General features: G+C 34.1%; 12 protein-coding genes. 10 read left to right on the top strand and 2 right to left on the bottom strand.

Features of this window, described 5'->3' with window-relative positions; all coding sequences use genetic code 11:
* Nucleotides 1-92 precede the first annotated feature (92 nt).
* From map to pruA, 5 genes are all read left to right on the top strand, one after another.
* A complete protein-coding gene (gene map, locus BM024_RS05845; RefSeq protein WP_090678530.1) occupies nucleotides 93-911 on the top strand; it encodes a type I methionyl aminopeptidase in 819 nt (272 codons plus the stop codon).
* A gap of 5 nt (nucleotides 912-916) precedes the next feature.
* Nucleotides 917-1,681: a class I SAM-dependent methyltransferase gene (locus BM024_RS05840; protein WP_090678648.1), complete on the top strand. Its 765-nt coding sequence runs from the start codon at nucleotides 917-919 to the stop codon at nucleotides 1,679-1,681.
* A 103-nt stretch (nucleotides 1,682-1,784) separates the two neighbouring features.
* Nucleotides 1,785-3,041: a type IX secretion system plug protein gene (locus BM024_RS05835; protein ID WP_090678529.1), complete on the top strand. Its 1,257-nt coding sequence runs from the start codon at nucleotides 1,785-1,787 to the stop codon at nucleotides 3,039-3,041.
* A gap of 71 nt (nucleotides 3,042-3,112) precedes the next feature.
* Nucleotides 3,113-3,499 (top strand): Co2+/Mg2+ efflux protein ApaG, encoded by a 387-nt coding sequence (gene apaG / locus BM024_RS05830; RefSeq protein WP_090678528.1) that lies wholly within the window; start codon nucleotides 3,113-3,115, stop codon nucleotides 3,497-3,499.
* A gap of 102 nt (nucleotides 3,500-3,601) precedes the next feature.
* Nucleotides 3,602-5,230, top strand: coding sequence for an L-glutamate gamma-semialdehyde dehydrogenase (gene pruA, locus BM024_RS05825; RefSeq protein WP_090678527.1), 1,629 nt, complete (start codon nucleotides 3,602-3,604; stop codon nucleotides 5,228-5,230).
* A gap of 261 nt (nucleotides 5,231-5,491) precedes the next feature.
* Here pruA and rsmG read toward each other — a convergent pair whose 3' ends face one another.
* Complete coding sequence (rsmG, locus tag BM024_RS05820) at nucleotides 5,492-6,121, bottom strand: 16S rRNA (guanine(527)-N(7))-methyltransferase RsmG (protein ID WP_090678526.1); 630 nt, start codon at nucleotides 6,119-6,121, stop codon at nucleotides 5,492-5,494.
* Nucleotides 6,122-6,237: 116 nt separating this feature from the next.
* On the opposite strand from rsmG, the gene BM024_RS05815 reads away from it, so the two are divergent.
* From BM024_RS05815 to BM024_RS05795, 5 genes are all read left to right on the top strand, one after another.
* Nucleotides 6,238-7,428: a pyridoxal phosphate-dependent aminotransferase gene (locus tag BM024_RS05815; RefSeq protein ID WP_090678525.1), complete on the top strand. Its 1,191-nt coding sequence runs from the start codon at nucleotides 6,238-6,240 to the stop codon at nucleotides 7,426-7,428.
* Nucleotides 7,429-7,563: 135 nt separating this feature from the next.
* The gene (locus BM024_RS05810) at nucleotides 7,564-8,145 is read left to right on the top strand and encodes a Crp/Fnr family transcriptional regulator (RefSeq protein ID WP_090678524.1); all 582 of its coding nucleotides are present in this window, start codon (nucleotides 7,564-7,566) and stop codon (nucleotides 8,143-8,145) included.
* A gap of 119 nt (nucleotides 8,146-8,264) precedes the next feature.
* Nucleotides 8,265-8,999: a pirin family protein gene (locus BM024_RS05805; protein ID WP_090678523.1), complete on the top strand. Its 735-nt coding sequence runs from the start codon at nucleotides 8,265-8,267 to the stop codon at nucleotides 8,997-8,999.
* A 15-nt stretch (nucleotides 9,000-9,014) separates the two neighbouring features.
* A complete protein-coding gene (locus tag BM024_RS05800) occupies nucleotides 9,015-9,539 on the top strand; it encodes a YceI family protein (protein ID WP_090678522.1) in 525 nt (174 codons plus the stop codon).
* A 271-nt stretch (nucleotides 9,540-9,810) separates the two neighbouring features.
* Nucleotides 9,811-11,196, top strand: coding sequence for a hemolysin family protein (locus BM024_RS05795; protein ID WP_090678521.1), 1,386 nt, complete (start codon nucleotides 9,811-9,813; stop codon nucleotides 11,194-11,196).
* Nucleotides 11,197-11,445: 249 nt separating this feature from the next.
* Here the strand turns inward: BM024_RS05795 and BM024_RS05790 are convergent, their stop codons facing one another.
* A complete protein-coding gene (locus BM024_RS05790) occupies nucleotides 11,446-12,618 on the bottom strand; it encodes an efflux RND transporter periplasmic adaptor subunit (protein ID WP_090678520.1) in 1,173 nt (390 codons plus the stop codon).
* Nucleotides 12,619-12,620: the final 2 nt, after the last annotated feature.

The raw sequence follows: 12,620 nt of genomic DNA, 5'->3' as shown, positions 1-12,620 counted from the left end.
CAACCAAAGAAGAAACAGAATAAGAACACGGTTCTTTTTGATTTCTCAATTCGCTTAAAATGTGTATTTTTGTCGGAAGAAAAATTTTCGATATGATTGTATTAAAAACTCCTGAAGAAATTGAATTAATGCGTCAAAGCGCGTTACTAGTATCCAAAACACTTGGAATGTTAGCAACCGAATTGAAACCCGGAGTCACAACTTTAGAATTAGACAAAAAAGCAGAAGCATTCATTAGAGACCACGGTGCTGTACCAGGTTTCTTAGGTCTATACGGCTGCCCTTCCACTATATTAACGAGTGTAAACGACCAAATTGTACACGGTCTTCCAACAGACAGACCTCTAGAAGACGGAGACATTGTCTCTATTGACTGTGGTACAATAATGAACGAATACTATGGCGATCACGCATATACGTTTGAAATTGGAGAAGTTGCTCCTGAGACAAAAAAACTTTTACAAGTTACCAAGGAATCACTTTACGTTGGTATTCGTGAGTTCAAATTAGGTAATCGCGTAGAAGACGTTGGGAGCGCCATTCAACGCTATTGTGAAAATGCTGGCTATACAGTAGTCCGTGAATTAGTTGGTCATGGATTAGGAAAAAAGATGCACGAAGGTCCTGAAATGCCTAACTACGGAAAACGTGGAAAAGGGAAAAAATTCGCTAACGGAATGACTGTTGCAATCGAACCTATGATTAATCTAGGAACTAGAAATATCAAACAATTAAGCGACGGCTGGACAATTGTGACAAGAGATGGAAAACCATCTGCTCATTTTGAACATGATGTAGCTTTAGTTGACGGAAAACCTGAATTGCTTTCTACTTTTCAATACATCTATCAAGCATTGGGTATCCAAAGCGACGAAGAAAATGAATTTAGAGCAACACCTTTGGTATTGTAATTATGATAAAAAAAGGTTTTAAAACCATACTAAATCTTGTACCACGACCATTATTAATTAGACTTAGCTATTTAGCAAGTCCAATATTGTCATGGTATCTTAAGGGGGAATCTTTCACAGATCCCATAGATGGAAAGAGTTTTAAAACCTTTTTACCTTATGGCTACGCCACCCAACGAAACAATGCCCTATCTCCTAGCACCTTATCACTAGAACGCCATCGCCTTCTTTGGCTTTATCTTCAAAGAGAAACAGACTTTTTTACATCACCTAAAAAGGTATTGCATTTCGCTCCTGAACAGGCGTTTTATAAGCGTTTTAGAAAGTTAAACAACCTTGACTATACTACCACAGACCTAGAGTCACCTCTAGCTGATGTTAAAGCAGACATTTGCAACCTTCCCTTTGAAGATAATTCATTTGATGTTATACTATGCAATCATGTTTTGGAACACATTCCCAATGATACCAAAGCCATGCAAGAGCTATATCGAATCCTTAAACCTGGAGGAATGGGAATATTTCAAATACCGCAAGACACAAAAAGGACGACTACATTTGAAGATGATAGCATTACTGATAAAAAAGAAAGAACTAGAATCTTTGGTCAATACGACCATGTACGTATATACGGTCTTGATTACTTCGACAAACTAAAAACAATTGGTTTTGAAGTAAATCCAGTTGATTACACAGTCAATTTCACTCAAGAAGAGATTAAGCGTTATGGATTAGCCAAGGGAGAAATAATCCCCGTGTGCTTCAAATAAAGCACAAACACAACGCGCATTACCCCCACTTTACCAAGAATCTTCATGAGTTCTGAGTTAAAAAGTTATATTTGTATTGTTAACACCAACAAAAACAAGTAACATGACAGTTCTAAGCAAAGCTCTAACAACACTACTTTTCCTCTACATTACTTCAACTGTTTTTGCACAAAATAACGCACAAGAAAAAACCGAGACTTACATTAAAAGTGCCTCGTTCATGAAAGACAATCAAGGTGTGATACCATTTTTTCGATTAGGAGAAAGGATGACATTTGAATTCGACGATTTGTTGGCAAACGAAACTAACTATTACTATAGAGTATTCCCTTTCAATTACGATTGGACACCATCCAAATTAAGAACACAAGACTATTTGACTGGAATGGAAAATCAACGTATTCAAAACTACGAAAATTCGTTCAACACCTTACAGATATTCTCACATTACAAACTAAATATTCCAAACAACAATTATAGAATTACCAAAAGTGGCAATTACGTTCTTGAAATTTATGACGATCAAAATGAAGTTGTGATAAGACGAAAATTTATACTTTACGAGAGCCTTGTTAATGTTGGTGCACAAGTTAAAAGAACTCGTAACATTGAGGAAATTGATTGGAAACAAAATATAGAATTCAGTGTCCAATTAGGTGAAAATCAATATCAAAACCCCTCACAAAATATTAAAGCAGCTCTATTTCAAAATGCTCGTTGGGATTCTTACATAAGTAACGTTCCACCTCAGTATACAATAGGGACCGAACTGATTTACAAATACAACAAAGAAACTCAGTTTTGGGGAGGAAATGAATATTTAAACTTTGACAATAGTGACATTAAAGCTGTAAATAACAATATAGTAAAAGTAAATGCAGACACAGGAGTTTACAATACTTTTCTTTTTATAAATCAAGCTCGAAAAAACAGTCTTTATACTTTTTTCCCTGACATCAATGGTAGTTTCTATCCCAGAAATATTTTTAGAGAACAGCCATCTATAGAAGCTGATTACTCATGGGTCTATTTTCGACTTAATCTTTCACAAGATATCACAGATACCCAATATTATGTTACTGGTATGTTCAACAACTATGAGTTGACAGATGAAAGTCTCATGAGTTTCAACCCAGAAACCAAACTATATGAAAAAGCATTATTAATAAAGCAAGGCTTTACAAACTACAACTATACAGCTGTTCACAAAAGAAAAGTTGACCTAAAAGAAGCACCTGATGGAAACTTTGCACAAACTGAAAATCAATATCAAATTCTAATTTATTACAAAGGCACCACAGACCTCTACGATCGAGTAATAGGTTACGGACTAACTAACTCTGAAAACATTGTTTATTAAATCTTTACAATACGTGCATTGATGTCATTATATTTAATAAATTTGAATAATCTATCTTAAAAGCTCTTATTATGGTGTCTCAAATCACAAAAGGAATCAAAATTACAGTGAAGACAGATTTTGAAGGAACCTATTTTAAAAACCACAAAATACACTTTGCCTTTAGTTATGAAGTAACTATCGAGAATCAAAGCAAAGATTCCGTTCAACTATATTCCAGACATTGGGAAATCCACGATGCATTAAATAATCTTGAAAAAGTAGACGGAGAAGGAGTTTTAGGTAAAAAACCTGTAATAAAACCCGGAGAATATCACCGCTATACATCAGGTTGTCTATTAACATCTCCTTTTGGAGCGATGAAAGGCTTTTACAGAATGATTAATTTTAGCACATCAAAAAACTTCAAAGTAATCATTCCTACTTTTAGATTAAGCACCCCATTTGCATTAAACTAAACAGCTTTAACAATCATTTACAACACACTACTAACAAGCTATGTGTTAGATTTTAATTATCTTTGTATGAGATTAAAATTAAACTGATTAAATTAAAGCAATATGCCAAAAGGAATCTACACTGTTCCAAAAGCGTTTAACGAACCTGTTAAATCATACGCTCCTGGAACTACGGAAAGAGAATTGACACTTAATTCTTTCAAAGAACAATACAATCAAACTGTTGATGTCCCTCTATATATTGGTGGTGAAGAAATAAGAACAGGAAATACTAAGAACCTATTCCCTCCATTCGACCATAAACACCATTTGGGTACTTACCATTTAGCAGATAAAGCTTTAGTTGAAAAAGCAATTAGTACAGCATTAGAAGCAAGAGTAAAATGGTCAGCAATGCCATGGGAACACAGAGCTTCTATCTTCTTAAAAGCAGCAGAATTAATCGCAGGTCCATACCGTGCAAAATTAAACGCTGCTACAATGATTGCTCAAGCAAAAACATTACACCAAGCAGAAATTGATGCAGCATGTGAATTCATCGACTTCTTAAGATTTAATGTTGAGTTTATGACTCAAATATATGCTGAACAACCAATCTCTACAGACGGCGTTTGGAATAGATTAGAACACAGACCTCTTGAAGGATTCATCTACGCAATTACTCCATTCAACTTTACAGCAATTGCAGGAAACTTACCTGCTTCTGTTGCATTGATGGGTAACGTAGTAGTATGGAAACCAAGTGCGACTCAAATCTATTCAGCGAACGTAATCGTAGAAATCTTTAGAGAAGCTGGTCTACCTGATGGAGTTATCAACGTGATTTATGGTGATTCTGCCATGATTACCGACACTTTATTAGCTAGTCCAGATTTTGCAGGTATTCACTTTACGGGTTCAACTTCTGTTTTCAACAGTATGTGGGAGAAAATCGGAAAGAATATCAACAACTACAAAACATACCCTAGAATCGTTGGAGAAACAGGAGGAAAAGACTTCGTTATAGCACACCCTTCTTCACATGCAAAAGAAGTAGCAGTAGCATTGACTAGAGGTTCTTTCGAATATCAAGGTCAAAAATGTTCAGCTGCATCTAGAGCATATGTACCTGCTTCACTTTGGGGAGACATTAAGAACTATATGATTGCAGATCTTAAGACTATTAAAATGGGAAGTCCAGAAGACCCAACAAACTTTGTTTCTTCTGTTATCTCAGAAAGCTCTTTTGACAAATTAGCTAAATACATCGAGCAAGCAAAACTTGATTCAGATGCAGAAATCATTGCAGGTGGAAACTATGATAAATCTGTTGGATACTTTATTGAACCAACGGTTATTGTAACTACAAATCCTAAGTACGAAACAATGCAAACTGAATTGTTCGGACCTGTGTTAACTATCTATGTGTACGAAGATGCAAAATGGTCAGAAACATTGAAGTTAGTTGACGAAACTTCAGCATATGCATTAACAGGAGCTATCTTTTCACAATGTCGCTATGCTATAGACGAAGCTACTAAAGCATTAGTAAATGCAGCAGGTAACTTCTACATCAATGACAAGCCAACTGGAGCTGTTGTAGGACAACAACCATTTGGAGGAGCTAGAGCGTCAGGAACTAACGATAAAGCAGGTTCAATCTTGAATTTATTACGTTGGGTTTCACCTAGAACAATCAAAGAAACATTTGTTCCTGCAACGGATTATAAATACCCGTTCTTAAACAAATAAGAAACATATAGACTATTCTATAAAAACGGTCACTTGTTCAAGTGACCGTTTTTTTTTGTTTTATACCACACCTTCACATCTATTTCTTCACTACCCAGTACAAGCATAGATAATTAAACTCTCTGCATTCTATCATTATAGACTTGTCAACTAAATCCACAAAAAAATCCACAGCTACCCTACCTTCTAGGCAGATTCACTATGGATTTTTTTATAATTTAAAACTGATAAACTACAACCATAATAGGTTGTAATAAAATATTAACCTTTATATTTCAAAGGTACATATACTACCTTTTTAGTCTCAAAAAATGGGTCATCGAAAATATGTGATAAAGGAAATTCTACAGCACGTGGAAATCCACTTAACTCTTCCGTTAAATCCCCTCCTTTTAAATATAGAACACCATTCTCAAATTCGTGTTGATTCTCCTTCTTTGTTTTATAACGTATCCAAGAAACAAAATCTGTCATATTAGTAACAGCACGACTTACAATAAAATCAAATTTTTCATTAACTGATTCAGCTCTCTTTTGTTCAGCTCTCACATTTTTCAATCCTAAAGCTGTAACGACCTCATTAACTACTTTAATTTTCTTCCCAATCACATCAATTAAATAAAACTGTGTTTCAGGAAATAAAATTGCTAAAGGAACCCCAGGAAATCCACCTCCAGTTCCAACATCTAATACAGAAGCTCCAGGAACGAAAGGCATAACCTTCGCTATACCCAAAGAATGCAACACGTGTTTTACATATAATTCTTGAATATCTTTTCTTGAGATTACATTAATCTTAGCATTCCATTCAGCATACAACGACTCCAATTGCTTGAATTGTTCCTGCTGTTCTAAAGTCAAATCGGGAAAGTAGCGCAGAATTTCTTCCATGTTTATTTTTTTTTCAAAAATACACATTTTAGTCCGTAAATAATTTTAATCCTCCTGAATATATCTCATTTAATAAGTATCTTTGGAGTTACACATTTTATAAAACTTTGTTTTCAATGAGTACATCACCTTTATCCGATAGAATCAATAGCTTATCAACTTCACAAACTTTAGCTATGGCAGCCAAAGCAAGAGAATTAAAAGCACAAGGAATCGACATCATTAGCCTAAGTCTAGGTGAACCTGATTTCAATACCCCCGATTTTATTAAGGAAGCTGCTATACAAGCCATTCATGACAATTATAGTAGCTATACGCCTGTAGATGGCTATTTAGATCTAAAAGAAGCCATTGCTAGAAAATTTAAAAGAGACAACCATTTAGATTACAAACCTAGTCAGATAGTTGTATCAACAGGTGCTAAGCAATCTCTTTTCAATATTGCTCAAGCAATGATTAACCCCGGAGATGAAATCATAGTTCCTGCTCCATTTTGGGTTAGCTATGTAGAAATAATTAAAATAGCAGGAGGTATTCCAGTTGAAGTACCAACCACTATAGAAAGTGATTTTAAAATAACCGCATCTCAACTAGAAAAAGCAATTACTCCAAAAACAAAAATGATTTGGTTTAGTTCTCCATGCAACCCAAGTGGTTCTGTATACAGCAAAGACGAGTTCGAAAAATTAGTTGAGGTATTAGAAAAACACCCTTCTATTTATGTTGTAGCTGATGAGATTTACGAACACATCAACTTTACAGAAAAGCATACTAGTATTGCTACTTTAGGAACCATGATAAACAGAACTATTACTGTTAACGGAGTGTCAAAAGCTTTCGCCATGACAGGATGGAGAATTGGTTATATTGGTGCACCTGAAGAAATAGCTAAAGCATGTACTAAAATGCAAGGACAAGTAACAAGTGGAGCAAACAGTATTGCACAGAGAGCAACTATTGCAGCTGTAGATGCCGATCCAAGTGTTTTAAAAGATATGGTAGCTGCATTTAAAAACAGACGTGATTTAGTAGTAAAACTCGTTCAAGAAATACCAGGAATGAAAATAAATGTACCAGAAGGAGCATTTTATGTGTTTCCAGATGTATCATCATTTTTCGGAAAAACCATTCAAGGAATCAAGATCAATAATGCAGATGACTTCTCAATGATGCTTTTAGAAAAAGCTCATGTTGCTACAGTAACAGGAGATGCCTTCGGAAACCCGAATTGCATTCGCTTTTCATATGCAACCAGTGAAGAGCAATTAATTGAAGCCTTAAAAAGGATAAAAGAAGCATTGGAATAACTTCAATCAAAACAGTAGATATATAGGGATGCGTTTCAAAACGACATCCCTTTTTTTATTTTAATAGCTGGAATCAAAAGTTTCTCACTTCAAGAATAAAATAGTAAATTTATAGAATATCGAACCTAAATAAACATGAAATTAGAGCTCTTATTAAAAAGTATTGCCAAACACGTTACACTTTCTGAATTAGAAAAACACAAACTATTAACCTTATTTGAAACAAAAGAATACAAAGCTAAAACCAAACTATTAGAAGCAGGTGGTATATGTAAAGACTCTTTTTTTGTATTAAACGGAATAATCAGAAGTTATACCATAGACGATAATTTAGTTGAACATACCTTAAGTTTTGCATCTCCAGAATGGTGGATATCGGATATGTATAGCTATTTTTCCGGCAAACCAGGGGAAGTTTGTATAGAAGTAATAGAAGACGCCGTAGTAATTACTTTATCAAGAGAAAAACAACTTGAACTCTTTAATGAAATACCTAAGATGGAACGTTATTTTAGAATTCTTATAGAGAATTCCTTAATTGCCAACCAACAACGCCTTATGGACAATATGCGTCTAACAGCAGAAGAGCGCTACGAAAAATTCTGCAATAGATATCCAGAAATAAAATATTGTCTACCACAAAAGCAAATAGCCTCTTATTTAGGTATCACCCCTGAATTTTTTAGTAAAATGAAAAAAAAGCTATTGACAAAATAACCCTTTAAAACTTCAGGATTATTGAAAATGAACAACATATCCATTTCTTAATCTACATTAAGTGATGGAAGCATTGAAGGGCAGTATCTTTGTAATAGAAAATCAAAAAATCTTTAACTATGAAAAATAACATATTATTTAAAGCAGACTCAAGAGGCTATGCTGATCATGGTTGGCTAAAATCTCACCACACCTTTAGCTTTGCTAATTACAGAGACAATGACCGTATACACTTTGGTGTACTTAGAGTTCTAAATGATGATGATATTGCAGCTGGGATGGGATTTGGAACACATCCACACAACAATATGGAAATCATTTCAATCCCTTTGGCAGGTGATCTAGCACATAAAGACAGTATGGGAAATGGAACAACCATTAAACATGGTGACATTCAAGTAATGAGTGCAGGAACAGGAATTGAACACAGTGAATTTAACGCTAATAATGACAAAGCCACTGAACTACTTCAAATCTGGATTTTTCCTGATAAAGTAAATGTCACACCTAGATACCAACAAATCACTTTGAATCCAGAAGATAGAAAAAACACTTGGGAACAAGTACTTTCACCAAATCCTGATGACAAAGGAGTATGGATTCATCAAAATGCATGGTTTCATATGGCTGACTTAGAAGCGGGTAAAGAATTAAACTATACACTCAAAGACCCTACAAATGGAATTTTTCTTTTTGTAATTGAAGGAAGTATCACTATTGACAATCAAAATTTAGATAGAAGAGATGCTTTAGGTTTTTGGGAAGAAACAGCTTTTTCAGTAAAAGCAACAACAAACTCACAACTATTAGTTATGGAAATTCCAATGGAATTACCATCATATTTAATCAATTAATAAATATAAAATATTATGGAAGCAAAAATTTGGAAATTAGACACTACACATTCAAACATCGGATTTAGTATTAAACACATGATGTTCACCAACGTTAAAGGAAGTTTTGAAAAATACGATGGAAGTCTAAAAATGAATGAAAGTGATTTTGAAAATGCACAAATTGAATTTAGTGCTGAAATCGCTTCAATTAGCACCAACAATACAGATCGCGATGCACATTTAAGAAGTGCAGACTTTTTTGACGCGGAACAATTTCCAACATTGAAATTCAAATCTACATCTATTGTAAAAAAAGGAGACCACGATTATGATTTAACTGGAGACCTAACTATCCATGGAGTTACAAAGCCTGTCCTTTTAAAAGCAGAATTCAGTGGTTTAATGAAAGACCCTTTCGGAAATACTAAAATTGGATTAAACATCAACGGAAAAGTAAATCGTAAAGATTGGGGATTAAATTGGAATGCAGGTTTAGAGGCAGGAGGATTACTTGTGAGTGAAGATGTGAAATTTGACATAGAAACACAATTGGTATAATTCACACTTACTAAATAATGCTTTTTTTTAAAGCTATAAAAAAGGCTATCATTCATGAATGATAGCCTTTTTCATTTAATAAGACATTAAGTCTATGAAAAACATCCCCTTTATCACAAACATTGCATTATTTTTTGAGGAGACAAGTAATATATATATGTTTATATTTAATTATTTATTATTTTTGACTCTAATAAGAGAGACTCGAAATTTTAAAATTTATAAATTTACGTTTCAGAGATGAAACACGAGTTAATTATCTAATCTAAAAATGGACATACACCCCCAACTTACTACAATTTTCCTAAGCAGTAGTAGCCTAGTAGCAGAGAATATCTCTGTTGGCAAATTATTATTAACCTTGTTTTTAGTATTTCTAAACGGCTTCTTTGTAGCTGCGGAATTCGCTATCGTTAAAGTACGTTCCTCACAAATTGAGGTTAACCCGAATTCTAGCTCCAAAGTTACTTCAATCGCTAAAGACATAGTTACCCATCTAGACTCCTATTTAGCAGCCACCCAGTTGGGAATTACATTAGCCTCATTAGGATTGGGATGGGTAGGAGAAAGCTCTCTTACTCCAATTATCTTAAGTGTTTTCGAATTACTTGGTCTAACAGGAGACCAATGGCCAGAAATAGCTAGAAGCGTTTCTTTCCCAATAGCATTTGCTATTATAACAATATTGCACATTGTTTTTGGAGAATTAGCACCTAAAACTATTGCAATTCACTTTCCAACTAAAACAACCTTCGCCGTAGCATTACCTTTACGCATATTCTATTTCGTTTTCAAACCAGTTATTTGGTTGATGAATGGATTTGCAAATGCATTCTTAAGAATGATTGGAATTACTCCAGTTCATGGTTCAGAAGCTATTCACTCTGAAGAAGAATTGAAAATGATTATTTCTGAAAGTCAGGAAGGTGGAGCTATTCAAGAAACAGAACATTTACTTATTCAAAACGTATTTGACTTTGACAATAGACGTGTTATTAATATTCAAACACTTCGTAAAAATATTTCAGTAATTGAGATTAAGTCAACAGTAGAAGAAGCTATACACTTTGCCATCAAAGAAGGCTATTCAAGATATCCCGTTTATGAAGACACATTAGACAACATCAAAGGAATCGTTTATACGAAAGATTTGATAAAGGCATATATTGAAAGACCAGAACAAACTAATATTGACAGATTAATGCGTGAGCCTATCTTTATTTCAGAAAGTGCGCTTATTAAACACGTATTAAAACAATTCCAAAGTAAACACGTTCAGATGGCAATCGTAACCAACGAAGTAGGTGAATTTACTGGAATCATCAGTATGGAAGATATCCTTGAAGAACTAGTAGGAGAGATTCAAGACGAATATGACAATGAAGAACCAATCGTAGAAACAATAGCTAACGGTATCTATGTCGTTAATGCACATTACACTATTTCAGACATTAACCGTCTGTTACCATGTAAGTTTGCAGAAACCGACCATTATGATACTTTAGCAGGACTCATTTCTGAACTTTATTTTGACCAAGAGTTAAAAGAAAACGATACAATTGAATTAGAACAATACCACGGAACTATCCTTCAAATGTACAGAAACTCTGTTGAGAAAATTCAGCTTACTTTAAAAGTAGATGAGGATAACGATTAAAAAACACAGCTATAACACTTATTGTTAACATACAAAAGGGTTGTTTCTTTCCTATAGAAACAACCCTTTTCTTTTCTTCAGCTATCGCGTAAAATTAATTACAGCTTCTAAGGCTACCTACCCTCCTTTTACTTATCAGTCATAAAACAATACCTTTATATGTTCTATCATTAATATAGAACATCATTAAAAAAAAACAGAGCCATAATACAGCTCTGTTTTTTTAAACATTATCATCTCACCAATCTATTAGTGATCATGTCCACCACCACCTTCATTCTTTATCAAATGACTTTGTAGGTAATAAGCACCTTTTCGAACTATATTTTTAGGCTCTACTGTTTCATCTAATAAAGTTATTTGTACGAACCCTAATTCTGCTATGCCCGTTTTAACTTCAATCCTTTTAAAGTGAAAATGATTTGCATCAGCCTCTTCAAGAATAAATATAAATTCCCTTCCTTCAGCTTTTACAACAGCCTCCTCAGGTAAAGCTGGAACTTCTCTAGAACCAATATGAATTAAAGCATTAACATATAAACCTCCAATTAAATTATCTGGAACATTATCTATACTAGCATGTACAGCAACAGATCTCGTACCTTCTTCAAAAGTTTTTCCGATACTAAAAATTTTTCCTGAAACAACTGTTTGACTCAAGTTCGTTAAAGCAAAAGTCACCTCTTGTCCGATTGAAATTTGAGGAAGATCTTTCTCATACACCATTAGGTCTAGATGCAATTTGGAATTATCAACCAAAGTCATCAAAGCAGCCTCAGACTGAATAGGACTTCCTATCTGCACCCCAATTGTAGCAACATACCCACTTATAGGAGCTACAATCTTTAGAGCTTTACCACCTTGTATAGCATTAGATTGTAACATCCTCAATTGATTAGAAAGAGATTGAAACTTTGACTTCTCAATATTCAAATCAGATTTTATCTTTTGAAATGTCTTTTCAGAATTTACATTTTCTGCTCGTAATGTCTCTTGTCTTTTAAACTCTAATTCCAAATATTCTAAATTACTCTTAGCAACTGCATAAGATTCTTGAAGTTGAATATATCCAGGACTATCTGCATAGGCAAGAACCTGTCCTTTTGATACTTTATCTCCAACGTTAACCAAAATCTGAGTAATCGTCCCGTTTAAGAATGTAGTTACATTTGCTTGATTTTGTGGAGGTAACTTAGTATAACCATTAACCTTAATCACATCAGTAAGGTTCTTTTGCTCTAAGGCCCCTAACTCAATACCAGCCGCGTCGTATTGCGCCTTATTCAACTCTACTTCCTTATTAGCATTATTCACTGTCTCTGTAATCGCCTCTTCTGGATGTTTATCTGCATCAGATACTTTATTACACCCTATTAAAAACACACCCGCTAAAAGCGATAAATATATAATTGATTTTTTCATCT

It is taken from the genome of Myroides guanonis, from assembly GCF_900114085.1.
GTDB lineage: Bacteria > Bacteroidota > Bacteroidia > Flavobacteriales > Flavobacteriaceae > Flavobacterium > Flavobacterium guanonis.
Note: the sequence above shows the minus strand (reverse complement) of the source record. Positions and strands in the feature narration are given on the sequence as shown.

Bases quoted from the DNA above. Each gene is read 5' to 3' on its own strand.
- map (WP_090678530.1), top strand. From the start codon at position 93: ATGATTGTATTAAAAACTCCTGAAGAAATTGAATTAATGCGTCAAAGC.
- BM024_RS05835 (WP_090678529.1), top strand. From the start codon at position 1,785: ATGACAGTTCTAAGCAAAGCTCTAACAACACTACTTTTCCTCTACATT.
- apaG (WP_090678528.1), top strand. From the start codon at position 3,113: ATGGTGTCTCAAATCACAAAAGGAATCAAAATTACAGTGAAGACAGAT.
- pruA (WP_090678527.1), top strand. From the start codon at position 3,602: ATGCCAAAAGGAATCTACACTGTTCCAAAAGCGTTTAACGAACCTGTT.
- rsmG (WP_090678526.1), bottom strand. From the start codon at position 6,121: ATGGAAGAAATTCTGCGCTACTTTCCCGATTTGACTTTAGAACAGCAG.
- BM024_RS05815 (WP_090678525.1), top strand. From the start codon at position 6,238: ATGAGTACATCACCTTTATCCGATAGAATCAATAGCTTATCAACTTCA.
- BM024_RS05810 (WP_090678524.1), top strand. From the start codon at position 7,564: ATGAAATTAGAGCTCTTATTAAAAAGTATTGCCAAACACGTTACACTT.
- BM024_RS05805 (WP_090678523.1), top strand. From the start codon at position 8,265: ATGAAAAATAACATATTATTTAAAGCAGACTCAAGAGGCTATGCTGAT.
- BM024_RS05800 (WP_090678522.1), top strand. From the start codon at position 9,015: ATGGAAGCAAAAATTTGGAAATTAGACACTACACATTCAAACATCGGA.
- BM024_RS05795 (WP_090678521.1), top strand. From the start codon at position 9,811: ATGGACATACACCCCCAACTTACTACAATTTTCCTAAGCAGTAGTAGC.
- BM024_RS05790 (WP_090678520.1), bottom strand. From the start codon at position 12,618: ATGAAAAAATCAATTATATATTTATCGCTTTTAGCGGGTGTGTTTTTA.